Annotated in this window: 22 protein-coding genes; 16 read left to right on the top strand and 6 right to left on the bottom strand. The window is 40.2% G+C overall.

The genetic code is table 11. The annotated features are described in order from the left end of the window. Positions 1 to 27: 27 nt before the first annotated feature. Both gatC and BUC20_RS24640 read right to left on the bottom strand, forming a co-directional pair. Complete coding sequence (gene gatC / locus BUC20_RS24645) at positions 28 to 318, bottom strand: Asp-tRNA(Asn)/Glu-tRNA(Gln) amidotransferase subunit GatC (RefSeq protein WP_073234403.1); 291 nt, start codon at positions 316 to 318, stop codon at positions 28 to 30. Next, positions 315 to 1,049: a lysophospholipid acyltransferase family protein gene (locus tag BUC20_RS24640; RefSeq protein WP_073234400.1), complete on the bottom strand. Its 735-nt coding sequence runs from the start codon at positions 1,047 to 1,049 to the stop codon at positions 315 to 317. The genes gatC and BUC20_RS24640 overlap by 4 nt, the downstream gene beginning before the upstream one ends. A gap of 140 nt (positions 1,050 to 1,189) precedes the next feature. Here BUC20_RS24640 and trpS point away from each other — a divergent pair, with 140 nt between their 5' ends. From trpS to BUC20_RS24590, 10 genes are all read left to right on the top strand, one after another. Beyond that, positions 1,190 to 2,188 carry a tryptophan--tRNA ligase gene (gene trpS, locus BUC20_RS24635; RefSeq protein WP_073234397.1) on the top strand — a complete coding sequence of 333 codons (999 nt, stop codon included), beginning with the start codon at positions 1,190 to 1,192 and terminating at the stop codon, positions 2,186 to 2,188. A 51-nt stretch (positions 2,189 to 2,239) separates the two neighbouring features. Further along, positions 2,240 to 2,854 (top strand): deoxynucleoside kinase, encoded by a 615-nt coding sequence (locus BUC20_RS24630; protein WP_073234394.1) that lies wholly within the window; start codon positions 2,240 to 2,242, stop codon positions 2,852 to 2,854. Position 2,855: 1 nt separating this feature from the next. Next, the gene (gene kdsB / locus BUC20_RS24625) at positions 2,856 to 3,593 is read left to right on the top strand and encodes a 3-deoxy-manno-octulosonate cytidylyltransferase (protein WP_073234391.1); all 738 of its coding nucleotides are present in this window, start codon (positions 2,856 to 2,858) and stop codon (positions 3,591 to 3,593) included. A 12-nt stretch (positions 3,594 to 3,605) separates the two neighbouring features. Next, positions 3,606 to 4,151 (top strand): hypothetical protein, encoded by a 546-nt coding sequence (locus tag BUC20_RS24620; RefSeq protein WP_073234388.1) that lies wholly within the window; start codon positions 3,606 to 3,608, stop codon positions 4,149 to 4,151. A gap of 336 nt (positions 4,152 to 4,487) precedes the next feature. Then, positions 4,488 to 7,268 carry an outer membrane beta-barrel protein gene (locus tag BUC20_RS24615; protein ID WP_073234385.1) on the top strand — a complete coding sequence of 927 codons (2,781 nt, stop codon included), beginning with the start codon at positions 4,488 to 4,490 and terminating at the stop codon, positions 7,266 to 7,268. A gap of 2 nt (positions 7,269 to 7,270) precedes the next feature. Further along, the gene (locus BUC20_RS24610; protein ID WP_234994594.1) at positions 7,271 to 8,035 is read left to right on the top strand and encodes a GLPGLI family protein; all 765 of its coding nucleotides are present in this window, start codon (positions 7,271 to 7,273) and stop codon (positions 8,033 to 8,035) included. 156 nt (positions 8,036 to 8,191) lie between these two features. Beyond that, positions 8,192 to 9,808, top strand: a complete 1,617-nt coding sequence (locus tag BUC20_RS24605) for a CTP synthase (RefSeq protein WP_073234382.1) — start codon at positions 8,192 to 8,194, stop codon at positions 9,806 to 9,808. 20 nt (positions 9,809 to 9,828) lie between these two features. After that, positions 9,829 to 11,634: a membrane protein insertase YidC gene (gene yidC, locus BUC20_RS24600; RefSeq protein ID WP_073234379.1), complete on the top strand. Its 1,806-nt coding sequence runs from the start codon at positions 9,829 to 9,831 to the stop codon at positions 11,632 to 11,634. 131 nt (positions 11,635 to 11,765) lie between these two features. After that, complete coding sequence (locus tag BUC20_RS24595; protein WP_234994593.1) at positions 11,766 to 14,606, top strand: S9 family peptidase; 2,841 nt, start codon at positions 11,766 to 11,768, stop codon at positions 14,604 to 14,606. 139 nt (positions 14,607 to 14,745) lie between these two features. After that, entirely contained in the window at positions 14,746 to 16,017 is a 1,272-nt protein-coding gene (locus BUC20_RS24590; protein ID WP_073234376.1) for a nucleoside recognition domain-containing protein, read from the top strand. A 74-nt stretch (positions 16,018 to 16,091) separates the two neighbouring features. Here the strand turns inward: BUC20_RS24590 and BUC20_RS24585 are convergent, their stop codons facing one another. From BUC20_RS24585 to BUC20_RS24575, 3 genes are all read right to left on the bottom strand, one after another. Beyond that, positions 16,092 to 17,525 carry a SusD/RagB family nutrient-binding outer membrane lipoprotein gene (locus BUC20_RS24585; protein WP_073234373.1) on the bottom strand — a complete coding sequence of 478 codons (1,434 nt, stop codon included), beginning with the start codon at positions 17,523 to 17,525 and terminating at the stop codon, positions 16,092 to 16,094. 11 nt (positions 17,526 to 17,536) lie between these two features. Beyond that, on the bottom strand, positions 17,537 to 20,761 hold the full coding sequence (locus tag BUC20_RS24580; protein WP_073234370.1) for a SusC/RagA family TonB-linked outer membrane protein: 3,225 nt from the start codon (positions 20,759 to 20,761) through the stop codon (positions 17,537 to 17,539). Positions 20,762 to 20,897: 136 nt separating this feature from the next. Continuing rightward, positions 20,898 to 21,134, bottom strand: a complete 237-nt coding sequence (locus tag BUC20_RS24575) for a hypothetical protein (RefSeq protein WP_073234367.1) — start codon at positions 21,132 to 21,134, stop codon at positions 20,898 to 20,900. Between the two features lie 175 nt (positions 21,135 to 21,309). Here BUC20_RS24575 and BUC20_RS24570 point away from each other — a divergent pair, with 175 nt between their 5' ends. From BUC20_RS24570 to BUC20_RS24545, 6 genes are all read left to right on the top strand, one after another. Continuing rightward, positions 21,310 to 21,714 (top strand): OsmC family protein, encoded by a 405-nt coding sequence (locus tag BUC20_RS24570; RefSeq protein WP_073234362.1) that lies wholly within the window; start codon positions 21,310 to 21,312, stop codon positions 21,712 to 21,714. Between the two features lie 510 nt (positions 21,715 to 22,224). Then, positions 22,225 to 22,746 (top strand): hypothetical protein, encoded by a 522-nt coding sequence (locus BUC20_RS24565; RefSeq protein ID WP_073234359.1) that lies wholly within the window; start codon positions 22,225 to 22,227, stop codon positions 22,744 to 22,746. 296 nt (positions 22,747 to 23,042) lie between these two features. Next, positions 23,043 to 23,387 carry an OsmC family protein gene (locus tag BUC20_RS24560; RefSeq protein WP_234994592.1) on the top strand — a complete coding sequence of 115 codons (345 nt, stop codon included), beginning with the start codon at positions 23,043 to 23,045 and terminating at the stop codon, positions 23,385 to 23,387. Between the two features lie 294 nt (positions 23,388 to 23,681). After that, complete coding sequence (locus tag BUC20_RS24555) at positions 23,682 to 24,113, top strand: hypothetical protein (protein ID WP_073234353.1); 432 nt, start codon at positions 23,682 to 23,684, stop codon at positions 24,111 to 24,113. Positions 24,114 to 24,234: 121 nt separating this feature from the next. After that, entirely contained in the window at positions 24,235 to 24,726 is a 492-nt protein-coding gene (locus BUC20_RS24550; RefSeq protein WP_159441158.1) for a hypothetical protein, read from the top strand. A 116-nt stretch (positions 24,727 to 24,842) separates the two neighbouring features. Further along, a complete protein-coding gene (locus BUC20_RS24545; RefSeq protein WP_073234347.1) occupies positions 24,843 to 25,367 on the top strand; it encodes a hypothetical protein in 525 nt (174 codons plus the stop codon). Here the strand turns inward: BUC20_RS24545 and BUC20_RS24540 are convergent. Further along, the gene (locus BUC20_RS24540) at positions 25,323 to 25,646 is read right to left on the bottom strand and encodes a hypothetical protein (protein ID WP_073234345.1); all 324 of its coding nucleotides are present in this window, start codon (positions 25,644 to 25,646) and stop codon (positions 25,323 to 25,325) included. The genes BUC20_RS24545 and BUC20_RS24540 overlap by 45 nt on opposite strands. Between the last annotated feature and the right edge of the window lie 137 nt (positions 25,647 to 25,783).

Raw genomic sequence — 25,783 nt, 5'->3', positions numbered from 1 at the left:
ATCTATCCTCAGATGTTACATCTGTCTTTATTTTTCTATGATCTTTGGAACCATAAAGAAGTTTTCATTGTGTCTGGCGGCATTCTTCAGGCCCTCTTCTACTGTGATCTCCTGCTTCACCTGGTCTTCACGCCATACATTTTCTTCTGCATTCATGTAAACAAGTGGTGCGACACCAGTTGTATCCAGCTCATTCAGCTTCTCCATAAATGTAAGGATCTTATTCATATCAGCCATCAATGTATCGACTTCTTTATCTTCGATCGCGATTCTCGCCAGGTTTGCAACTTTATCTATGGTTTGTTTATCGATGGTCATGCTTTAGTGAGTTTACTGTTTATTAAATCAAAGATGCGTTCTTTTAAAAGGTCAGCATCTGCAGTTGTTAAATCTGTTGTCACCACAGGTTTATGGATGTAAATATCACAAATTCCCGGCGTACTACCATATTTAGATCCGTCATCCCACATTTTTTTCCAAACATCCGTCAGACTGACCGCTACTACAGGAATATTTTTCTCTATCGCCAGGCGGAACGGCCCGTTTTTAAAAGGATGCAATATCGGAGGGTAATGCGTACTGTCAATCTTTCCTTCAGGAAAAATAATGAGGCTCCAGCCCTTCTCCAGCGTCTCACCGGCTCTTTTGAATGCACGAAATGCAGAAATCTTACTCTCCCGGTTTACAGAAATGTCTATTGTATTGAAGAAAATTTTCAGGACCGGATTGCTCCGGAGTTCGTCTTTCCCCATAAAATGAAATTTCCCTTTTGCCAGGATGCAAAAAAGCATGATGTCCAGGTTGGAAGCGTGGTTGGCACAATAAATATAGGTTTGGTTTTTATCCAGAGACTCTTCATAAGTGAAACTGAAAAATATACCAGTCAGCCAGCTGCTAAGAATGCTTTTTAGTTTTCTCAGTTTATTTAAGGTGCCATATCTTTTTGGAGATTGTGCCGCCAGGTAATAAAACGGGTAAAAAACTGCCGATAGCACTAAAATAACAAAGACCGAATAGAGGCGATGGGTGTGCTTAAGCAGGCGGATCATTGCACCAAAACTACAAAAATTACCCTATAAGCGTTAAAAAACGTTCATCCAAATGTAAATTAGGGACAATCCCTATTTATAAAGCATAAAAATAAAATTATAGGCAGACCTAATACCTGTTTTTTATTAATTTCGTCCCTATGAAAGAAACGGTAGTTAGCGGGATTCGTCCTACAGGAAATTTACACCTGGGAAATTATTTTGGTGCAGTAAAGAACTTTGTAAAGATGCAGTATGATTTTAATTGCTTCTTTTTTATTGCCGACCTTCACTCTCTGACCACGCATCCGACACCTGGTGACCTTCATGGCTATGTAAAACACGTTTTAGTAGAATACCTGGCTTGCGGAATCAATCCGGAAGAAACCACCATTTATATCCAGTCTGACGTGCCTGAGGTTACAGAATTATATTTATACCTGAACATGAATGCCTATATGGGCGAACTGGAGCGCAGTGCTTCATTTAAAGATAAAGTACGTACTCAGCCAGACAACGTGAATGCAGGTCTGTTAACTTACCCAACCCTGATGGCTGCAGATATCCTGATCCATAAAGCGGTTAAAGTTCCGGTAGGGAAAGACCAGGAACAACATTTAGAGATGACACGTACCTTTGGAAACCGTTTCAACAGGTTGTACAACCATGAAATGTTCCCGGAAGTACAGGCCTTTAACTTCGATGAGAACCTGGTAAAAGTTCCTGGTCTGGACGGAAAAGGAAAGATGAGTAAATCTTCTGGTGATGGCAGCTGCATTTATTTAGCTGACAGCCCGGAGATCATCCGTAAGAAAGTTTCCCGCGCGGTAACTGATGGTGGACCAACTGAAGACAACCAGCCTAAGCCGGAAGCCATTCAGAATTTATTTGACCTGATGAAAATCGTTTCTCCGGCAGATACCATGAAACATTTCGACGACCTTTACAATACCCAGGCCATCCGTTACGGAGATTTTAAAAAGCAACTGGCCGAAGATATGATCGTATTCAATACACCCATCCGTGAAAAGATTGAAGAGATCTCAAAAGACACTTCTTACCTGCGTCAGGTGGCCAAACATGGTGCATTGAAAGCAAGAGAAAGCGCACAAAAAACAATTAAAGAAGCAAGGGAACTGATCGGATTTAAATCCTTTTAACCTTATAGTATAAATCATATAGCTACAATAGCTACCTTAAAAGAAAAATATATGCACATAGCTATAGTTGGAAATATTGGCGCCGGTAAAACCACATTGACAGGATTACTGGCCAAACATTATGGCTGGGAAGCTTTATATGAAGCGGTAGAGGACAATCCCTATCTGGAAGATTTTTACAGCGACATGAAAAGATGGAGCTTTAACCTGCAGATTTACTTTTTGAACAGCCGTTTTCAGCAGATTGTAGATATTGAAAGTAATAAACGAAATGTCATTCAGGACAGGACGATTTATGAGGATGCACACATCTTTGCAGAAAACTTACATGAGATGGGCTTGATGACCACCAGGGATCACCACAATTACCGGGCGATCTTTGAGAACATCACTTCTTTCATTAAACCTCCTGATGTATTGGTCTACCTGCGTGCTTCTGTACCTACCCTGGTGAACAATATCCAACGCCGGGGCCGTGAGTACGAAGCCAGTATCCGTATCGATTATTTGTCCAAGCTAAATGAAAAATATGAAGCCTGGATCAAAGATTACAGTCTGGGTAAATTACTGATCCTGGATAAGGATAAACTGGATTTCACCAATAATCCTGAGGACCTGGGAAGTATCATCCAATCTATTGATGCAGAAATAAACGGCTTATTCTAAGATGAAAGTATTAGGTATCATCCCTGCCCGCTACGCTTCTACCCGTTTTCCGGGGAAACCACTGATAGACATTCAGGGGAAAAGCATGATCCGCAGGGTCTATGAACAAGCGGCTAAAGCCTCCGGAATCGACAAGGTTCTGGTGGCCACCGACGACGACAGGATCGCTGCGGAGGTGAAAAATTTTGGCGGGGAATTCATCATGACCGGCAGTACGCACCAAAGTGGGACCGACCGCTGCGCAGAAGTAACCGGACAGGTTCCGGGATTCGATGTGGTGGTGAATATCCAGGGAGATGAACCTTTTATTGACCCTGCACAGATCGACCTGCTGATCTCCTGCTTTACTGATCCGAAGGTACAACTGGCCACTTTAATTAAGGAAATTCATACTTCTGAAGAACTGTTCAACCACAACCTTCCTAAAGTGATCCTGAACGGTAAAAAAGAAGCCATATACTTTAGCAGGCAAACCATCCCTTATATCCGGAATGCAGAAAAAGAAAACTGGCTAAAGGCACATCAATTCTATAAACATATCGGCATTTATGGGTATACTGTTCCGGTCTTACTGGAAATCACAAAGCTCCCTCCTTCTTCGCTGGAGATTGCTGAGAGCCTGGAGCAATTGCGCTGGGTAGAAAATGGATATGCCATTCAAACCAGGGTAACAACCATAGAAACCATTGCCATCGATACCCCCGAAGACCTGAATAAAATCAACAGCTCAGCTACCTAAATTTACCTGCTCATGAAAAACGCTTGCACCTGTATCTTTCTTTTCCTGGGGCTTCTGGCCTCATGTACCGGTAATAAAGCCGAGAAGGCCAGATTATTGAAGGCGAATGCAGAAGGGCATACCCTGTTGAAGCCTTTCAGTGATTCGGTAAAAGTGGATACGTTTAAAGTTGTACTAAAAGGGGAAGCACTGAAAGACATGGTCATGAGCTTTAGCATTACCGCACACAACGGAGCAAAGATCTATCAGAAAGATTTTAAGGCAACAGACCTCATCAAAAATTATGAGTCCACGCTGGACCTTGATAAGGAATCGAAACAAAAAGAATTTATTCAGCAGGAATTGAAACTGTTCTTCGAGGATGAAAACTTTTTAGAACCCGCAGTGACAGAAAATGAGAATCCTGACGCCAATACGCCCGACAAAGCACTCTTTAATGAGCTCAAACTATCCGGCTTAAATGGCTTCAAATACAGGATCTCCAATGAGCAGAAATTTTACATTGCCTGGTCTGAAAAGGAGCAAAAAGTGCTTCCTTATTACAGTTGCTGCAAGTAACATTTATAAAACATGAGTCTTTAAATGTCCCTAAAAAGGCTCCAGAGCAATAAAACAGCATATTTTCGTTCGGTTTTTGAAAAAAGTTGAAAATTATATTGTGATTAAAATATATTTTGCATTATATTTAGATAATCAAAAGGAAAAAAAACTAAAACGTAAACAACCAAAACCTGCATATTCTAACCAAATATAATTTAAAGAGTGCCCGATTTTTTTCGGGCATTTTTTTTATGCTTAGATTATCGCTCAAAAACCAAGAATATTCCTGAAAATTAATACGAACTACAAAATAGTTATTAGATTTAGGAACCTTCTATGAGTTACCGGTAATTTATGCTGAAAAAATTTTTTATTTATATAATTTTCACTTTATTTTCTTTTACCGTTTTAGCACAAAAAGCAAGTATCAAAGGGATAGTTGCAGATACATTGGAGAAAAAGGTTTTGGAAAACAGCTCGGTGCTCCTGCTCCGTTCTACGGATTCTATATTGGTCAAAACGCTGCGTACGGATAAAAACGGTCGTTTTGAATGGAACAACATCCCTAAAGGGGATTATAAATTACTCATCAGCTATCCCAAAATGGCAGATTATATCAGTAATTTAAGAATATCAGAAAATACAAATCTGGATCTGGGCACGATCAATATGGAGTTAAAGTCCAAACTGCTCAGTGAAGTGGTGATTGCGGCCAAAAAAAGTGCCGTCAGGATGCGTGGGGATACCCTCGTTTTTCAGGCAGACAGCTTCGCGGTACGTACCAATGCCAATGTCCAGGAACTCCTGAAAAGGTTACCCGGATTTGAAGTCGACAAAAACGGATTGATCAAAGCACAGGGAAAAGAAGTCAAGACTGTCCTCGTAGATGGGGATGAATTCTTTGGCGATGATCCCCTGCTGGCTACAAAATACCTCAAAGCAAACGCAGTGGAAGAAGTACAGGTATACGACAGAAAAAGTAAAACTGCAGATTTAACAGGAATTGATGATGGGGTTAAAAACAAAACCATCAATATAAAACTCAAGGAAAATGCGAAGAACGGATACCTGTCTACACTGGATGCCAATATCGGAAGTTCCACTTTTCAGGATTATGGGGGCATGGTCGGGATCTTTAAGAACAAGCTGAAAACCGCTATTTTCGGCACCTACTCCACCCTGGACAACGAATCAAAGATCAACAATTCTATGAGGAAACTGAAGGGCGAAGAGTACGACCAGATTGAGGTGGGCGATGATGGCAGCTCGATCATGTACTCTTCGGGAGGAGATGACGATGATGATAATTATGTTTCTGCAGGTGGATTACCCAATAACCTGAACCTCGGTGCCCATTACTCGGATAAGTTCGACAATAACAAAATGGGTTTAAAGTTAAATTTCAAAGTCTTTGACAATAAAAACACCAATATTAAAACCAATAGTTCTCAGGAACTCCTTCCGGATGGAAAGCTTTTTTTTAGCAGGGGAAGAACAGAAGACCATTCCAAAGTTACCGGAGAGAACATCCGTGGCACCTATAACTACCACATAGATTCTTTATCTACCCTTAAAATCTCCTTTGGCCTGAAAAAGAACCGGAACTATACAGAATCCACCACTTTAAATAACAGCAGAAGCGAAACGGAACAAATCATCAGCGAAAACAACCAGTCCAATTTTGGAAATGGTTCTGCCGATGCCTTCAACGGAAACATCAACTGGTCCAGAAGGTTTAAGAAAAAAGGAAGGGTATTGTCCATTGATATCCAACCAGAAAACCAAAGTAACAAAGGGCTGGAACGAAGTCTCAACCATACCGAATATTTCGACAACGACGGAAACTGGAACCGCAGTGAAGACATCAACCTGATCAAAGACAATGCAGGTACACAAAATTCCCTGGGCACCAGGGTCAGTTATGCAGAAACACTGACTAAACACTGGTCTATGGAGGCTGGATATACCTTTAAAACCATTTCTTCCAGCAGCAACAGAATCGTGTATGATTATGTAACCGGGATCAAAAGCAAAATTGACTCCCTGAGTAATAACTTTAAATTCATTAATTTTTCAAATATCGGAAAACTGATCTTTCAGTATAAAGCAAAGAACTTCTCCATTTCCAGCGGATTGGAAGCAACGATCACCACCTTTGAGCTGAAGAATATTGACCTGAGCAGTAATTTTCAGCGGAAATACCTGAACCTTTCTCCACGGACCAACCTATTTTACAAACTTAGCAACAATACGAGTCTGGCATTAAACTATAATGGTTTTACCCAGCAACCGAATATCGAACAGATCCAGCCGGTAAGACAAATCAACAACCCTTTGTTTCAGGTCATAGGAAATGCTTTATTGAGGCCTTCATTTACCAATAACTTCGGTATTTCTTACAATAGTTTCTTAATGAATTCCGATCAGTACATCTCTGGTTACCTGAATTATGGCTTTACCAATAATGCCATTGTGAACTCAGAAAACGTAGATGAGTTTAACAAAAGGACTTCCAGCTTTGTCAATTTAGATGGCAACAATTCCTTAAGTGGAAATGTATATTATTCAAAAGGCTTCTCCAAACTTCATTTCCGGATGGGACTCGACCTGAGTTTCTACAGATCCAACAATATCGCGATCATCAATGAGGTAAAAAACAGAACTGCCAACACCCAATATAACATCAAAGGTTCTTTTAATTATTACACCTCAAAAGTAGACCTCAGTTATTCTCCTTCAGCTACGGTGATGTATGGCAAATCTTCTATCGGCGGGATCAATGATGGAAAGAGCATCACCCATAACCATGAGTTTTCGGGTACAGTACAGCTGCCTTACCGCACAGAATTCAACAGTACCGTTTTCATTTCCTTAAGGCCGGCAAACGCCTCCTTCGGTCAGGATCTGAATGTGGTGATCTGGAACAGTTATCTTGCAGCCAAAATGGGGAAAAGTGAAGCCCTTGAACTTAAGCTCACTGTAACCGATATTCTGAATCAAAAAATCGGATACAATAGATTTGTTGGGGGAAATGTGATTTCTGAAAACACATTTAGCTATATTCCACGTTATGTATTATTCGGCTTAAGCTGGAATTTAAGTGGTAACTTTACCAAAGCTGTAGTTAACAAATAAAAATGATGAAAAGGCTGGCCTCCTGCATACTTTTAATTGCGACCTGTACAGGCGGACTGAAGGCCCAGCAGCTTTTTATTCCCCATGGCAAGATCAACTTTGAGAAAAAGGTAAACCTGCAGCGGAGCCTCGCAGAATGGGACATTCCCGATGAAGCAAAAGAAAAATTAAAAAAGTACAAGATCACAAATTGGGAATTGTATTTCGACCGGACAAAATCCATCTTTAAACCCGTAAAAAAGGAACCTGAGGAAAACAACAACCTGTTTTTTGATTTTGAGGGCGACGCGGAGAATCAATTGTATGCCGATTATCAAAAACAGAGCAGGGTATTAAAAAAGAGGATCATGGGAGAAGATTACCTCCTGAATGATACCATACCAAAAGTAGACTGGAAAATTATGCATGAGGTCCGTAACATCGCGGGTTATGAATGCAGGAAAGCAATTGGCAGGATCAATGACACAGTGTATGTAGTTGCATTTTATAGTGATGAGATTTTGCTGAGGGGTGGTCCGGAGGGATTCAGCGGTTTACCGGGAATGATCCTCGGCCTTGCCATTCCCCGTTATTTCACCACCTGGTTTGCCACTGAAGTAAATGCATTTGCCAATGCAACAGCGAATATCTTACCTCCCTCAAAAGGAAAAAAAACAGAAACAGAGAAAGATTTCAAGAAACTCCTGGAAATATATACCCGATATGATGAACAAAAAAAAGAAAAACCTGAACAGGTAAAAAAGCGGCTCTACGGTTTCGTCCTGTAACTTTTTCAGCTATAAGCGCTTACCTCCTCTTTTCCATGCGGAATATTATTTCCAAATTTAGCCCTTTAGCTTCCGTTTTATTTGCTAACTTTGTATCCCGTACAAAAACAATAAAAGTAGCATAAAAGCTGCTTTTATATCAGAAACTCACAAAGCATGACTAAGTATATTTTTGTTACGGGCGGTGTTACTTCCTCATTAGGTAAGGGCATCATCTCCGCTTCATTAGCCAAATTATTACAAGCAAGAGGTTACAGTGTAGCCATTCAAAAATTTGACCCGTATATCAACATCGATCCGGGAACATTAAATCCGTATGAACATGGGGAATGCTATGTTACTGAAGACGGTGCTGAAACAGATCTTGACCTTGGTCACTATGAGCGTTTCCTGAACGTTCCTACGTCTCAGGCAAACAACATCACTACCGGAAGGATTTATCAGAATGTGATCAACAAAGAGAGACAGGGAGAATATCTTGGAAAAACAGTTCAGGTTGTTCCTCACATCACTGATGAGATCAAACGCAACATGCGCATTTTAGGTGATAGCGGCAAATATGATATTGTCATCACTGAATTGGGCGGAACAGTTGGTGATATCGAATCTTTACCATTTATCGAAGCAGTACGTCAGTTCAAATGGGAAGAAGGCGCAAACAATGCGATCGTGATCCACCTGACCCTGATTCCTTTCCTTGCTGCAGCTGGTGAGTTAAAGACAAAACCTACACAACACTCTGTAAAAGCATTATTGGAATATGGTATTCAACCGGATATCCTGGTATGCCGTACAGAACACCACATCAACGCAGATATCCGTAAGAAAATTGCCTTGTTCTGTAATGTAAATATCAATGCTGTAGTAGAATCAATCGACGCTTCTACCATTTATGATGTTCCATTGCTGATGATGAAGGAGCAACTGGATAAAACTGTATTGAGCAAATTGAAACTTGCACAAAAGAACGAGCCGGATATGGAAAGCTGGAAAGACTTCCTTGGCCGTTTAAAAAATCCTACTGCCGAAGTGAAGATCGGTCTTGTTGGTAAATATGTAGAACTTCCTGATGCTTATAAATCAATCATTGAATCTTTTGTACATGCAGGGGCGAAAAATGAATGTAAAGTAAAAGTAGAATATATCCATTCTGAGAGCATCTATCCTGACAATGCAAAAGAACGTTTGATGCATCTGGACGGAGTATTGGTAGCTCCGGGTTTTGGAAGCCGTGGAATTGAAGGAAAGATTGATGCCATTAAATATGTACGTGAAAACGATGTTCCATTCTTTGGAATCTGTTTGGGTATGCAATGTGCAGTGATCGAGTATGGCAGAAACGTATTGGGTTTAAAAGATGCCAATACGACTGAAATTGAGGAGAACACTGCAAATCCGGTGATCAATATGATGGAAGATCAGAAAGCAGTAACAAATAAAGGCGGAACCATGCGTTTAGGATCTTATCCTTGTGATCTTAAAAAAGGGACTAAAGCTTATTCTGCTTATGGAAAAACCCACATCACTGAACGTCACAGACATCGTTATGAATTTAATAATGATTACCTGGCTCAATATGAAGCTGCTGGAATGATTGCTTCAGGGTTGAATCCTGACAGTAATTTAGTGGAGATTGTAGAGTTAAAAAACCACCCTTTCTTCGTTGGCGGACAATTTCATCCGGAATTAAAATCAACAGTTGCTAATCCTCACCCACTTTTTGTTAAATTTGTCGCCGCCGCGATGGAATTTGCGAAGAAGAAAATAAAATAATACGAGTTTAAATAACAATAATGGATAGAAATACGTTTACAGGCCTGTTCCTGATCATGATCGTTTTGGCCGGTTCTTTTTACTTTTTTGGTCCCAGTGAGACTGAAATCAAAAAAGAAAAGGAAAGAATTGCTGCAGATTCTTTAAAGAAAGTTGCCGCGGCTACAAAAACTACTGCTCCTGCAACTCCTGCAGCAGCAACGCCAGCTGTGGATTCAGCAACATTATCAGGCCCTTTTGGTGGTAGCATCGCAGGTACTGCTCAGACTACTGTTCTTGAAAATGAGAAACTGAAGTTAACGCTGACCAATAAAGGTGGTAAAATCTTATCTGTAGAGGTAAAAGATCAGAAAACCTATGAAGGAAAGCCGGTCATCTTGTTCGATGGAAATCAGAATAAGTTTGGCCTGAAAATGAATATTGCCGGTAAAGAAGTAAATACCAACGACCTTTATTTTACTGCAACAAAAGCAGGTAGCCTGGTGAGCATGCGTGCCAATTACCTTGGTGATAAATACATTGAGTATACTTACGATCTGAAGCCTAAAAGCAATAACGTAGCCTTCAACATCAATTTGAACGGTTTAAATCAGGTAATCCAAACGGATTCTATCGCCCTGAACTGGGAAACTACGTTGTTAGAACAGGAAAAATCTGGTAAAAAAGAAAAAGAGCATGCTGCTCCTTTCTATAAATATGTAAATGAAACGCCTGATCATTTGAGCATCGCTAAAGATGAAACTGAAGATTTGAAAAAAGGAAAGATTGAATGGTTCTCCTTCAAACAACAGTTCTTCTCTGCAGTACTGATTCCTAAAGTAGCTTTTGAAAGTGGAAAATTAGGTGTGACCATATTGACACAACCAGGAGAGATCAAACGTTATTCGGCAGACATGAAAATGCATTTCGGACAACTTGCTGTTCAAAACTATGCAATGGACTTCTACTTCGGTACGAACAAATTTGATGTCTTAAAAGCACAGGGTCACGAAATCGAGAAACAGGTAGATATGGGCTACTGGCCATTGAAATACATCAACAGGTTTATCGTATTGCCGGTATTTAAGTTCCTGGAAGGTTTCGGATGGAACTACGGTCTGATCATTCTGATCCTGACCATCTTGCTGAAAGTAGCGATGTCTCCATTGACATATAAATCATATATCTCTATGGCTAAGATGAGAATTCTTAAACCGGAGATGGATGAGATCAAAGCCAAAGTTGGTGATGATAACCCTACCCTATTGCAACAGGAATACCTGAAACTATACAAACAGGTGGGTGTAAATCCTCTGGGAGGCTGTTTACCAATGCTCCTTCAGCTTCCTTTCGTAATGGCCTTCTTCTTCTTTTTCCCGAACTTATTTGAGTTAAGGGGAGAAAGCTTCCTATGGATGAAAGATCTCTCCACCTATGATGATTTCATCAAATTTGGATTCACGATTCCATTCATCGGAGATCACCTGAGTCTGATGTGTGTATTGATGACGATTTCTACGTTGATCTACACGTATTTCAACAACCAGATCTCTGGCGCTACAGGACAAATGAAATACATCGGATACATCATGCCGGTTGTTTTCTTAGGTGTACTGAACAGCTATCCTTCAGGATTAAACTACTATTATTTCCTGGCGAATATGCTGACCTTTGCACAGCAGTTCCTGATCAAATCTATGGTTGACGATGGAAAGATTCACCGCACTTTACAGGAGAATAAAACAAAACCTGTAGAGACGAAAAAGAAATCTAAGTTTCAAACAAGATTAGACGATTACATGCGTCAGCAACAACAAACGCAGATCCAGTCTAAAAAAAATAAATAGTCTTTTATAGCCGATAAAAAAGCACCTTTCGGGGTGCTTTTTTGGTTTAAGGCCCTTTTTTATTGTAAAAATTTGGTTTGTAATGAGGATATGTCTTAAAAAATCGCAATTTTTAACAAAAATAGCTTTTTATGATGCACAAAAAACTTACTCTGATTTTTCTATTGTATGGCAGCGTTGCGTTCGCGCAGAAAAAACCGCTGGATCATAGCGTTTATGATTCCTGGGAATCTGTTGGAGCAAAACAACTCTCCAACAACGGCCAATGGGCGATGTACGGAATTAATCCACAGGAAGGAGATGCGAATTTATACCTGAGTAACCTGATCAACAATTCAAAGATAAAAGTACATAGGGCAACAAATGCCCAATTCAGTGCAGACTCAAAATATGCCGTATTTGCCATCAAAGCACTTCAGAAAGACATCCGCCAGGCTAAGATCAAAAAGAAAAAGGCCGATGACATGCCTAAAGACAGCTTAGGAATCGCCAACTTAACCAGCCTGGGCATTGTAAAGGTGGCGCGGGTAAAGTCCTTTAAAATGCCGGAAAAAGCCGGAGGACTATTGGCCTATCAATTGGAAAAACCTGTCGATACGACAAAAAAAGCCGCTGCAGCCAGCCCTGATAAAAAGGATAGCGAAGATTTCTTTGCAGATGATGAACCTGCAAATGGCGCAAAACAGGAAGGAACAGACCTGATCTTCAAAAACCTGTTGACCGGACAGGAACGTACGTTTAAATATGTGAGCGAGTATGCCTTCAGCAAAAACGGAAAACAACTTGTTTTTGCCTGTACTGCTGCCAAGAAAGACAAGACTGCGCCAGTAGGTGTTTTTGTATTAAACATTGAAAAAGGAACACTGAAAACCCTGGTTAAGGGAAAAGGCAATTTCAAAAACTTCGCCTTTGCAGAAGATGGAGAATACCTTGCTTTTGTCGGAGAACAAAGTCCGGAGAAAACAGAAATTAAAACCTATAACGTATATTATAATTCCCTTTCCCTGGATACCGCACAAATTCTGGTAGACAATGAAATTCCGGGAATGCCTGCAAAATGGGCAGTGAGCGGAGATGGAAAAGTGAATTTTAGTAAAGATGGAACGAAGTTGTTTTTCGGCATAGCCCCGGTAAGAAAAGCAAAAGACACCACACTGGTTGATTTTGAAAACGCCAAACTTGATGTTTGGGGATACAAAGATGACTACCTGCAACCGATGCAATTGAAAAATGCAGATCGGGACTCAAAGAAATCTTACCTGACCGCCATTGAGATCTTCAACAGCGATCCTAAAATCATTCCTTTAACAGACCTTAAACTACCTGAGGCGACCATTATCAATGAAGGAAATGCTCCTTTTGCATTGGCTTCCACTGATTTTGGAAACAGGGTTCAGCAACAATGGACAGCAAACTCGATCAGAGACTATTACCTGGTTGATGTAAAAACAGGTACCAGAAAGAAAATCATTGAAGCGTTGAATGGCAATGCTTTTGCCTCTCCAAACGGGAAATATGTTATTTATTTCGACCAGACCAAATCCAGCTGGTATACTTATGCGATTGCTACCGGAAAAGTGACCCATTTAAACAATGGCATGAACGTAAAACTCGTAGATGAAGAAAATGATGTTCCTGATGATCCTTCTGCTTATGGAATTGCTGCCTGGACAGAAGAAGATAAAACCGTATTGATCTACGACAGGTACGACATCTGGGAATTCTCTCCTGAAGGAAAAAATCCGCCAAAAAACATGACCAACGGATTCGGCAGACAAAACAGCCTGACCTTCCGTTACCAGAAATTAGATCCGGAAAGCCGTTTCTTAGAAAAGAAACAAACGATCATTATGGATGCGCTAAACAACCTTACTAAAGAGAATGGTTTCTATAAAACCAATGTTGGCGACACTAAAAATCCGGAATTGATCGTGATGGCCAAATTCAAATACTCAAACCTGGTCAAAGCGAAAGATGCAGAGGAATACATCTACGACAAAGGAAATTACAGTATCTCTCCTGATGTTTATGTATCCAAAGACCTGAAAACAGAAATCAAACTGAGCAATACCAATCCACAACAACAAAACTACAACTGGGGAACAGCTGAACTCGTGAAATGGGAAACCCCGAAAGGATATAAATCCAATGGAATCCTATACAAACCGGAGAACTTTGACCCGGCAAAAAAATACCCGATGATCGTTTATTTCTATGAAAGACTTTCTGACGGATTGTATAGTTATCAGGCACCAGCCCCTACCCCATCCCGTTTAAACATTCCCTTCTTTGTAAGTAACGGTTACCTGGTTTTCGCACCGGATATCAGCTATGAAAAAGGATATCCAGGGAAATCTGCTGAAGAATTCATCAATTCCGGTGTAGAATCTTTAAAGAAAAACGCATGGGTTGACGGCACGAAGATCGGTATCCAGGGACAAAGCTGGGGTGGTTATCAGGTGGCCCACCTGATCACACGTACCAATATGTACGCTGCCGCCTGGTCGGGTGCTCCTGTGGTAAACATGACTTCTGCTTATGGCGGAATGCGTTGGGAAAGTGGAATGAACAGACAATTCCAATACGAAAAAACACAAAGCAGAATCGGGGCAACCTTATGGGAGAAGCCGGAACTGTATATCGAAAACTCTCCTTTATTCTCCCTGCCTAAGGTAACTACCCCGGTAGTGATCATGGCAAACGATGCCGATGGTGCAGTGCCATGGTACCAGGGAATAGAGATGTTTACCGGCTTAAGACGCTTAGGGAAACCAGTCTGGATGTTAAATTACAACAACGAAGCACACAACCTGGTGCAACGTCAAAACAGAAAAGACATTCAGATCAGGGAACAACAGTTCTTTGATTATTACCTTAAAGGAGCAAAAGCACCTGCATGGATGACCTCCGGCATTCCTGCCACAGAAAAAGGAAGAACCTGGGGATTTGAACTGACAGACGAAAAACCATAATCATTTAAAAGGTCCTGCATCAATTGCAGGACCTTTTGCTTTTCCTTCTTTTTTATGTATTTCGCATTTTTATTCTGTTTTAAAAACGGATTATTAGAATCAAAACTATAAATTTAACGACTCAACTAATTTTATTTTAATGGCTTTAAGTAGAATCTGGTCCGCATTCATCATCATTGCGATTGTGGTTGCCAGCATAAAGTGTTTCTTTTTAGGCGAAACCGAAATCTTCAACCTGATGATCATTGGTAAAGCCAGTGATCCGGCTAATGTATTAAAATTAGACGGTGTGATTGAAACCTGTTGGACGGCAGTTAACATTTGCTTAAAACTGATTGGGATCATGGCCCTATTTATGGGCTTTATGGCCATAGCCGAGAAAGCCGGAGGCATCCGTTTATTGTCCAGAATCATTGGACCATTCTTTTCTAAACTGTTCCCGGACATCCCAAAAGGACATCCTGCAACAGGACATATGGTGATGAATTTTTCGGCCAATTTATTGGGGCTGGATAATGCAGCTACCCCTTTCGGTCTAAAAACCATGGAGAGCTTACAGGAGTTGAACCCAAGTAAAGATACCGCCTCCAATGCACAGATCATGTTTCTTTGTCTACATGCCTCAGGTTTAACATTGATTCCGGTGAGCATCATTGCCGTACGCGCCTCCTTAAATTCTGCCAATCCTACAGACATTTTTATCCCTTGCATGATTGCTACTTTTGTCGCCACCATGGCTGCAATGTTCATTGTTTCCTTTAAACAAAAGATCAATGTTTTTCAGCCGGTGATTCTGGCCTGGGTATTAGGTCTTTCTTCTGTAATTGCATTATTGGTTTTATACCTTACCAGTCTGACCACTGTCGGCCTCCAGCAGTTTTCCGGAATTCTGAGCAACGGTTTGTTGTTGTTGATATTTCTTCTGATTGTTTTGGGTGGACTCTATAAAAAGATCAATGTATATGATGCCTTTGTGGAAGGTGCCAAGGGCGGTTTCGATACCGCAATCAGGATCATCCCCTACCTGGTAGGAATGTTGATTGCCATTAGTTTATTACGCACCAGCGGTACTTTTGATATGGTCATTAACGGACTGAAACATGTTTGTACACTATTAGGTGCAGACTCCCGTTTTATAGACGGAATTCCTACTGCATTGATCAGGCCATTGAGCGGAAGTGGTGCCAGAGGAATGATGATTGACACCATGAAAACACATGGACCAGACTCCTTTGCAGGAAGGTTATCCAGCGTTTTACAAGGGTCTTCGGATACCACCTTTTATGTAATTGCAGTCTATTTTGGTTCGGTAAGTATCACCAATACACGCTATGCAATTGGCGCGATGTTACTGGCCGATTTAGTAGGTGTTTGTACTGCGATCGGTTTATGTTATATGTTCTTTGGATAGTCTTGCTATTCTATTAAAAGCGATCTTATTAAAAAAGGCAGGTATTTAAAAAAATACCTGCCTTTTTTGTGCGGTTATGGTTTGTCCCACCATACCCGGGCATTCAGATCGTCAGCTCCCCCATAAGGAAAGGCGGCCACTGCTGCATCATAATTTGCTCCATTAATTGAAATTTCCTGGGTAGGATATCCTTCTCTTCGTGGAATTGCAAGGTTGTTGTTGTTTGGTGCAGGGCTTAGCAAAGGATACCCCGTTCTTCTCCACTCTGCCCATCCTTCATAACCATGCATAAAGAGATGGATCCAGCGCTGTTCGGCGATCTGACGAATTCCTGTGGCCGGATTATAGATGATTTCTGGTTTTGCCATAAAGGCCGCCAGCCCCGCAGAACTGTTCGTCCATTGAAGGATGGATTGTTCTATCGCTTTATCATAATTGATTTTTGCATCTGCGTCACCTCCCGGAATCCAACCTAGTTTGGCTGCTTCTGCTTTTGCAAATAAAGCCTGAGCATAGGTCACCAGATAAACAGGTGAATTTTGCTGACGGAGCGCTGAGCCCAATAAAGAAATGTTGTTGATCACCACAGTTACCGAGCCCGGAAGCCCATATTCCAATCCTACATAATTACCCGCTACGTTTTTATCTGCAAAGACAGGTAAACGCGGGTCATTCAATGGCTGCATATAATCGACAACAGGTTTACTTACGGCAAACCATTTTCTGCCTTTTCTGGTAAACGAAGTATACCAAAAGTTCTCATTGACTTCGTCTACCAGATGAACATAGGTAAAGTTATCCTCGTTCTTTTCCATGATTCCGTTTGCCACCGCTTTATTAAACTCTTCTGCTCCCTTAACTGGGTTTACCTTTGAAAGACGCAGGGCCATTAACATGTGAATGGTATTGCCTAATTTTTTCCATTTCGCCATGTCCCCGCTATAGATAATATCATTTTTGATGATACCACCCGCAATAAAAGCAGCATTGGCTTCGTCAAGGGATTTAAAAAGGCCATCATAGATCTGTTGTTGCGAATCGTACTTAGGGGTAAAATTACCTCTTCCCTGAAATGCTTCAGTATAAGGGACAGCTCCCCAACGGTCGGTCACATGCCAGAGGTAATAAGCCTTTAGCACAGTTGCAACCGCTATCTGATTCGGGATTGGTCCTTCATTTGGGTTATTAGCTAACCTGATCGCCTCTGTCAGATCCATCAATGGCCCTGCATAGATTGGGTAAAAATTAAAATTCACCGTGTTGTAGCGGCTGTTCTCCGTAAAAGAAGTACCTGAAATGTACTGGGGATAATGTATACCATAAGGAGAGGCATTTTTATCGAATGCCGAACCAAGATTAGATAAAGATTGCTGGGCACTGGCAATCAGTTGCGTGGCGGAAGCCTTTTCCGGATTATTGGGATTTATATTGATATCGTCATCAAATTTATTGCAGCCTGTTGCTGTTAAAGCAAAAATAGCGACCAGGCCTATATATAGTTGTTTCATGTGAGTAAAGATTAAAATGTCAGATTCAGGTTTATACCATAAGAGCGTACTGTTTGAAATTCTCCTTTTTCCAGCCAGCTGATAGAGGCACTTCCGGTAGACAATTCTGAAGGATCAAGTCCTTTTGGTGCTTTTTGCCAGATCATCCAGGGATTTCTGGCGATTACAGACAACTTAGCTGTTTTAAAGGGAGTTTTTTTCATAAAGTCACCAGTGAAATTATAGCCCAGACTAACTTCTCTCAATTTGATATAAGAAGCGCTGTACAACCACTCTTCATAAATTTTGGTACCAATAGAATTTCTGAAATAGGATCTTGCATCTACATATCCGTCAAACTCCTGTCCACTGACATCTACTCCTGCAATTTTAGTTCCCGGACCATAAATCCCGTTCAGTCTCACTCCCCCATTACTGGTCAGCGGGTCACGTACATTTGCTCCCCGGTCATTCATAACTGCCGTTTCCGCCCCTTGTCCGGATTTTGTAGCCAGCATTTTGGTCCAGCTGAAAAACTTACCGCCACTTTGGAAATCGATCATTGCTGAAAGGTCGAATTTCCCGATTTTAAAGCTATTCAGGAAACCTCCTGTAAATTCAGGCAACACACTTCCAAAATCATGGATAGTTTCTACCAATGGTAAATTGTCCGATCCAAGAAGAATCTTCCCAGACTGTGGATCACGCGCATAAGCTTGTCCTACCAGGCTTCCAAAAGCCTTGTTCACCGTTGCATTCAGGTACATATTTACACTGGAATAGGTATTGATATCCAGCTGATAAACTGTCTTATCCTCGTATAGCTCCTTGATTACACTTTTATTACGGTTAAAATTCAGGGTGGCATCCCAGCTGAACAGCTTGGAACGAATCGGTGTTCCTGTTAGTGAAAATTCTATTCCCTGGTTTTGAATCATCCCTGCATTCACCACATCTAACAAATTCCCACTCGTTCCGGATACAGGTAGTTCGATGATCTGATCTTTATTTTTCTGTTGATAATAACTAAACTCAAAACCTATCCTGTTGTCCAGAAATTTCAGGTCGGTTCCTATTTCAAAAGAATTTGCAAAAGCAGGTTTCAGGCCAGGGTTATTTAGTTTATCCGGAACAGATAAGGTGTTAATATTAACATTGGTATTCTTATACACACTCCCCGAAGAATAGTAAGGGTTTACCTGATAAGGTTTAACATCAGATCCTGCCACCGCATAACTCGCTCTGAGTTTACCAAAAGAAAGCGGTTCCCATTTCAGTAGCTGACTAAATATAAAGCTACCTGAAACAGAGTAATACCAATAGGAATTATTGTTCTTCGGCAATGTCGACGAATTATCGTTTCTAAGAGAGGCATCAAGGAAATAAGTATCCTTATAGCCTATAGAGGCCATGGCATAAGCACTTCGGACTTCTTTTTTACGGATATAAGAGGTACTTTCCGGACGATCCACTGAAGCCGCCATACTGTAAAAATCCGGGCTTGATAAACCACCAACGGTGGCTTGAAACGTTTGTGTAAACTTCTCCGTATATAAATTGGCACCTAAGTTTCCTGTTAAGGAGATATCGCCAATCTGCTTGTTATACTGGCCTAAGAACTCGTAATTATTGTCGATTCCCTGATATTTCCCAACAGAGTAGGCATCATTCAGACGACCACCAAATGCTTCTTTATGGGAGATATTCTGGGTATAACGGTCTGAACGCACAAAGGCACTTAATTTCAGTTCGGGTAAGACCTGATAGTTCAGGTTTACATCCCCGAATAAGCGGTCACGATCATCATTGTTTAAACTCCTGTAAGCATCAAAGAATGGATTGTTCCAGTCGCTGGGTCTGTTATTTGCAGCAGTAATCATCCCAGTTGCGGTGTTCGGGTTCACATTCCAGTTCATGATCGTACCATCTGCATATTGGTAATTGCGTAACCTGTTGATATCGATATTACGCTGGAACCATTGTGTTGCTCCAGAGAAGGAGCCCTGGTACCCTTGTTCCGGTCGTTGCCCGTTATTATTGGCATAATTTGCATTTACACCAACAGTCAGTTTATCGGTCAGTTTCAGGTCAGAGCTCAAGCTCAAATTGTTTCTCTTCAGCCAGGTATTTGGGATTGTTCCATTGATATAGGCATTGTTATAGCTCAAACGATAAGAAGAGTTCTCATTTCCACCTGTTACTGATATACTGTTATTGATGTTTTTTCCCGTTTCATAAAAGTCACGGATGTTATTTGGTTGAGGGGAAAAAGGGGTTAGTTTTCCAAATTCAGGATCCTGTGGATAAAAGCTATAATACATCCTTACCGGGGTACCATCCATTTTCGGGCCCCAGCTTTCGTCGTTTCCATTAATGTATTTTTCGCCATTTGCCAGGGTAAGAAAAGTCTGGTTGTTTCCTACCCCATAGAGGTTTTGCAAAGGCAAAAAATTGGCAACTTTTTCAATAGAGAACCCGGAATTGAAACGTACATCTACTTTTTTAGCACCTTTACTTCCCTTTCGGGTTGTGATCATGATCACCCCGTTTTGTCCGCGGATTCCATAGAGTGCAGAGGCTGTTGGCCCCTTCAGGACGTTGAGTGATTCAATATCTTCCGGATTGATGTCCTGAGAAATGTTTCCCAGATCCACCCCATTTCCGCTATCGGTACTGAAATTGGCATCAGACACAGGTGTACCATCTACAACGATTAAAGGAGAACTGTTGCCACTTAAGGAGTTCACCCCTCTGATTTTGATTTTCTGCGTTCCTCCCATGCTCGCTCCCGAAGATCCGACGACCTGTACACCGGCAACCTTTCCAGATAAGGAACCCAATACGTTTTGTTCTTTGGTCATCGTCAGGTTATCCCCTTTGACCGTTTGTGTGGCGTAACCGATAGATTTTTCGCTCCGCTTGATGCCTAAGGCAGTCACCACTACTTCCGTTAAGGAGGTTTCGTCCTGTGCTAAACTAATGTTGATCACCGTTCGGCTATTGATCGGGACCTCCTGAGTTAAAAAGCCAAGGTACTTTACAACCAGTGTCGTTGCATTTTCCGGTAATGTGATACTATAAGTACCATCCGGTTGAGTTGAAGTTCCGGTACTGCTGCCTTTAACAAGGACACTTGCACCTGGAATACCTGCTCCATTACCCGCATCACTAACTTTTCCCCGAACAATTTGCTGGGCAAAACCACTAAATGCGAATAAAATAAAACAGGAACAAATAAGGGTAAATCTTTTGTTCATTTGGTTAGTATTTAGGTTTCGATAAAGGAAAATACTAAAAAAAATGACACCAATCATCAATAATCTGGAGACTACCAGTCAAATTGATACAAGAATACCTCTTTAAAGGCTAATGATTTGAAAAAAAAAGAAATGGTTAAGCCAGTTTACTTAACGACAGGCGATTGATAATTTGTTCCAGAACACCTGGTTCTACACTGGTGTATTTCGAGGACCTCCAGGTACTGGAAGAATCCAGCCATACGCAAAAGGAATGATAGCCATCCAATACTACGGCATATGTTTCATGAAAATCATCCTGAATCCTCATGCAAAACCCTTTCACAGGTTTCCCCTGAACATCAAACTGAAAGTTGAGATAATTACTTAGCATATTTATATGAGGTTAGGTATTGACAACAAATCTATCGTTGAAATGTTTAGGTAATCTTAAGTAAATAATATTTAATTGTGAACTGAGCAAACGTTTTGTACATCTTGTTGTTCCAATATTTACATCAGTTTAATTATTCATTTTTTCCACTTAACAATTCAACTACTCAACGCATATGTCAGACACACAAATCACCGCAATCACAGAACTGGACAGGTCAAACTATAAGACAAAAGTGTACTCCGATGGACACTTTATTTACGCCGACGAGCCTGAAGACCTGGGTGGTACGAATGAAGGAATGGCACCCGGTGCCCTCTTGCTTGCCAGTCTGGGAACCTGTACCGCAATCACCATAAGGATGTATGCAGACCGGAAGGAGTTTAAGCTGGAATTTATCAGGATAGAGCTCGCGATTTGTAAGGAAAAAGATATGAATGAGGCTACGGTCATCACCCGAAAAATAGAATTGACCGGGGAACTGACCGGGGAGCAACATGATCGACTGATGCAAATCGCGGATAAATGCCCTATTCACAAAATTTTGAGTAATCCGATCAAAATTAATAATAAAGCTTAAAATTCCGGGGACAACATCTGACATTTCTATTCAATTTTCTTCTACCTCCATTTGATTTTCTATTGATCTTCGATAAGGAGTTGACTGATCTACAGGGTCTGTTAAGTGGCTATTTCAGATCATTCGGATTTCAACTTTTCTTAACAATAGCTACTGCAAATCCAATGGTGGTTACACGACAGAACAATCCCTGAAAATGATCGGATTTAAAATCACGATTAGTCTTATCATGTACGTATTAATTTTAACCTTTATCATAAAACAGTTTCCACGCTTCTGTATTTCCCCTCCCTTAAAAACCACAGGTATTCGGATAAATTCAAATCACTTTTATCATACTCAGTATTATTTTCCTTTTAGGAGCGACAGCTTTCTCTCTCTAAAAACAACAACACATAATAACGTAATTAAAATAAAACAATAAATAAAATTACACAAATAAAACAATTAAACATAGCTACAATAGAATAATTATTGCTATTTTTATCATATAAAGATAAATAATAAGCTATGAGAGAGAAATTAAAAAACTATTTCGCAGGAGGATTATTCCTTTGCGCATTAACTATTGCTACACCCGGCAAATCAAAGGAAGTAAAGTCATCGGATCCAATCCTACTAGAAAAACGATTGAGTCAGATCTGTATGAAACTTCAGGAATTCTATCCCCATGATGGCATAATGTATAGGTATACTGAAGATGGAGCTATATACATAAATATGTTTGGACAAGCCCGTCACATCCAAGATGCCAATACTTTATACGGGGTATTCATAAAAAATGTAAAAATTATTAATGTAAGTCTATGGCCAAGGGAACCGTTCCAACTTCCACTAGGAGCTCCTCTAACCCACAACACAAGAATAGTTTACGATACCACAGATGGTAAAACATACTTACAAATGGAAAATTTTTTAGTATACATATCATCTCCTGCTGCAGCTCAACGGTATAAATTTGATCTTAAAAAAGCTCAAAATATTAATGGCACTTCCGGTTACAGAATAGGAGGCCAATTTTCTGGATGGTAAGACACCGCGCGTGTAAAATGAGGTTAAACTTATTGAAAAAGCACCTATTATATAAATTAATTACTTTATAAAAAAAGGACCTCATGAATACATACTTCATGAGGCTTTTGCCGATTTCACTGACCTATTCTCTCAAGGCACCAACTTCTATCTGAATAAAGAATATATGAATTTATTTAACAAATAAACCGTCATTCTACACTTTAACGATTACATCAGCAGACTACTCAACGCATATATCAGACACACAAATCACCGCAATCACCGAACTGGACAGGTCAAACTATAAGACAAAAGTGTACTCCGATAGACACTTTATTTACGCCGACGAGCCTGAAGACCTGGGTGGTACGAATGAAGGAATGGCACCTGGCGCCCTCTTGCTTGCCAGTCTGGGAACCTGTACCGCAATCACCATAAGGATGTATGCAGACCGGAAGGAGTTTAACCTGGAATTTATCAGGATAGAGCTCGCGATTTGTAAGGAAAAAGATATGAATGAGGCTACGGTCATCACCCGAAAAATAGAATTGACCGGGGAACTGACCGGGGAGCAACATGATCGACTGATGCAAATCGCGGATAAATGCCCTATTCACAAAATTTTGAGTAATCCGATCAAAATTAACAATAAAGCTTAAAAACCTGATACTTATACCTGGAAATGCTCAGGAAATGTTTCGTGCTGCAATTAAACTCCCTATTTGCAGTGTAAATTTATAGAAATACAAGAGATAATATTTAACTTTAGCCTATTGCCCAATTTTAACTATCTGAACATAGAGGAGTTTTCTGATACTTCTATTTTAAAAATTCACGTAATCCCTAGTTACACCTGGAACATCTAGGAAACTCCTTCTATGATCAGAACGATAACACGCACTTCAGGCTCCTGCTGAGAACGAATATTCCAAACTTTTGTACCTTTATAATCTATGTCAATATTAACAGCGCTTTTACTTGGAATAATTATCAGTACCACATTAATAACATTCGTTTCAGGCTACTATGAGGTCATTTGGTTTCATATAAAAAAAGGATTTAAAGCTATTAACAAGAGAAAGACATTTTGGATCCCATACCCTGAAAACCTGACTACTGACGAAGAAATAGCTAATTACATAAAATCAAATCGGATTAGCTTTCCAGAACCCGAAGAGTGGGATTTACTATTGAGCAGCATGATTAAAGAGATGATCGTGGCTGGTTGGAATACAAAAATTCCAATATACACTAAATTAAAACAAGGTAATTATGAGCTGCATGTAATCACAGAGGATAACATTCTTTGCAATAGATTGTATGCTATTATCCATAAGTATGAGGAAAAATACGACTTCCCGGATAGTTCCTACGACGATGAATGATTTCCTAAACAAAGATTATTATATTGTTCATTTAAAATGAACTACTATAATAGCTCATCTGTTAATTACAATATACTGAACAACTGTTTATAATTTAAGTATGGGGCAAGATTTAAAATATATGATAACCTGGGACGACCTGGAAGTTCCTATAAACATTGTACATTTCAAAGAGGGTAATGCACTTGTTTTTCCATTTCTAATGGAAGATAGCGACTATGAGAGAATGTCTGAGTTGGCAAAAGATTCAGATGAAACTATTTACGATTTTTTAGATTCCGTTATGTGTGGGGGACACTTGTGTGCTATAGAATATCCAACTAAAAATCTGTTTCTTTTCATTCAAGACGCTAATTTAGAATCACTGGAAATCATAGCATACAGAGAAATTTTAGAAATCCCATATGATTTGGGAGGCCCTATTCTATTTGTTGATGGCAAGATTGTTAGTAGCAAGGACATAGAAATAGTTGTAGTCCAGGCACAAATTAGTGATGAAATTCCATTGAACTTCATTACCCATGATGAACAGAAATACTGGAGCTACGAAGGTGCTGAATACTATTATTTAATGGCTTTAAAAAATAGTATTCCTAATCAGGATAAAGTGTAGCGAACTGTTTTCTTTTTTGCCTTGCAGTTAACATTATAATAGTTAACAACGACATGCCATTTTAGGTTTTATGCTATATTTGTTGTTAATTTATTCCGGTTAACCGATAAAAACGCATGAAAAAAACATTAACGCTTGCACTACTTTCAATACTCGCGCTCACTTCCTGTTCAAATGAAGACAAGGCTAAAGCTACAGTGAAGACATATCTTTCCAAAACTATGCATGACTTTAAAAGCTATGAACCAGTAGAATTCGGGAAATTGGATTCAGCCCTTTCGATATTTGAACTAACCCCTTACTACACAGAAAGGTATCAAGCAGTTATGAAAATATTAGCAAGGAATAAAGCTTTAGATGAAGAGTATGAGCGTCTGGCAATTTCTCGAAATTCATATGATCCGGAACTGGTGAAAAATGTTGCAATCAGGGGATCACTTGTTGACTCTGGAAAGAAAATAGTAGCAGATCTTGAAATCAAAAAAAAGGGTTTCAAACAGACATTTGCCGGTTACGCCTTACCACATACATATCGTGGAAAGAATGCACATGGCGCTGTCGTTATAAATACAGATACGTTTTATTTAGATAAAGATTTAAAGTCGGTAGAAAGGGTTAATAACATAAAATGGAAGAATTGATAGATTAGCATCTGAAGCAGCTCTTCCATAATCTGAAGCAGCTTGAGTCGCCCTGGCTTTTACTTCGTCATTAATGGAGGCCACTACATCCTGAGAACCTTTTCTTTGATCAGGCGTCGCCTTTTCAGCTTTTTTACGCTCTTTCTGCTCCATATTTAAAGCGGAGGAAATATCCTTCGCTAACTGATCATTAGTTTGTTTCTGCAGTTTAGCAACATTTTCCAGAAACCTCTTGAGCTCACTCTCATCACCTGTTATTTTGAAGTTCAATTCCGACATGTTTCAAAATTACCGGACAATAACCAAGGGCAATAGCAGCAGTTTTGACAACTGGGAGCATTGTCAAGGATTTGATTGGAGAGCTTCTGAAAAATGTAAATAAACAAAAAAAAGGCCTTATTACTCATAATCAGGCC

Origin of the sequence: Pedobacter caeni, from assembly GCF_900129215.1 — a bacterium.
Classification (GTDB): domain Bacteria; phylum Bacteroidota; class Bacteroidia; order Sphingobacteriales; family Sphingobacteriaceae; genus Pedobacter; species Pedobacter caeni.
Note: the sequence above shows the minus strand (reverse complement) of the source record. Positions and strands in the feature narration are given on the sequence as shown.

Bases quoted from the DNA above. Each gene is read 5' to 3' on its own strand.
- gatC (WP_073234403.1), bottom strand. From the start codon at position 318: ATGACCATCGATAAACAAACCATAGATAAAGTTGCAAACCTGGCGAGA.
- BUC20_RS24640 (WP_073234400.1), bottom strand. From the start codon at position 1,049: ATGATCCGCCTGCTTAAGCACACCCATCGCCTCTATTCGGTCTTTGTT.
- trpS (WP_073234397.1), top strand. From the start codon at position 1,190: ATGAAAGAAACGGTAGTTAGCGGGATTCGTCCTACAGGAAATTTACAC.
- BUC20_RS24630 (WP_073234394.1), top strand. From the start codon at position 2,240: ATGCACATAGCTATAGTTGGAAATATTGGCGCCGGTAAAACCACATTG.
- kdsB (WP_073234391.1), top strand. From the start codon at position 2,856: ATGAAAGTATTAGGTATCATCCCTGCCCGCTACGCTTCTACCCGTTTT.
- BUC20_RS24620 (WP_073234388.1), top strand. From the start codon at position 3,606: ATGAAAAACGCTTGCACCTGTATCTTTCTTTTCCTGGGGCTTCTGGCC.
- BUC20_RS24615 (WP_073234385.1), top strand. From the start codon at position 4,488: ATGCTGAAAAAATTTTTTATTTATATAATTTTCACTTTATTTTCTTTT.
- BUC20_RS24610 (WP_234994594.1), top strand. From the start codon at position 7,271: ATGATGAAAAGGCTGGCCTCCTGCATACTTTTAATTGCGACCTGTACA.
- BUC20_RS24605 (WP_073234382.1), top strand. From the start codon at position 8,192: ATGACTAAGTATATTTTTGTTACGGGCGGTGTTACTTCCTCATTAGGT.
- yidC (WP_073234379.1), top strand. From the start codon at position 9,829: ATGGATAGAAATACGTTTACAGGCCTGTTCCTGATCATGATCGTTTTG.
- BUC20_RS24595 (WP_234994593.1), top strand. From the start codon at position 11,766: ATGATGCACAAAAAACTTACTCTGATTTTTCTATTGTATGGCAGCGTT.
- BUC20_RS24590 (WP_073234376.1), top strand. From the start codon at position 14,746: ATGGCTTTAAGTAGAATCTGGTCCGCATTCATCATCATTGCGATTGTG.
- BUC20_RS24585 (WP_073234373.1), bottom strand. From the start codon at position 17,525: ATGAAACAACTATATATAGGCCTGGTCGCTATTTTTGCTTTAACAGCA.
- BUC20_RS24580 (WP_073234370.1), bottom strand. From the start codon at position 20,761: ATGAACAAAAGATTTACCCTTATTTGTTCCTGTTTTATTTTATTCGCA.
- BUC20_RS24575 (WP_073234367.1), bottom strand. From the start codon at position 21,134: ATGCTAAGTAATTATCTCAACTTTCAGTTTGATGTTCAGGGGAAACCT.
- BUC20_RS24570 (WP_073234362.1), top strand. From the start codon at position 21,310: ATGTCAGACACACAAATCACCGCAATCACAGAACTGGACAGGTCAAAC.
- BUC20_RS24565 (WP_073234359.1), top strand. From the start codon at position 22,225: ATGAGAGAGAAATTAAAAAACTATTTCGCAGGAGGATTATTCCTTTGC.
- BUC20_RS24555 (WP_073234353.1), top strand. From the start codon at position 23,682: ATGTCAATATTAACAGCGCTTTTACTTGGAATAATTATCAGTACCACA.
- BUC20_RS24550 (WP_159441158.1), top strand. From the start codon at position 24,235: ATGATAACCTGGGACGACCTGGAAGTTCCTATAAACATTGTACATTTC.
- BUC20_RS24545 (WP_073234347.1), top strand. From the start codon at position 24,843: ATGAAAAAAACATTAACGCTTGCACTACTTTCAATACTCGCGCTCACT.
- BUC20_RS24540 (WP_073234345.1), bottom strand. From the start codon at position 25,646: ATGTCGGAATTGAACTTCAAAATAACAGGTGATGAGAGTGAGCTCAAG.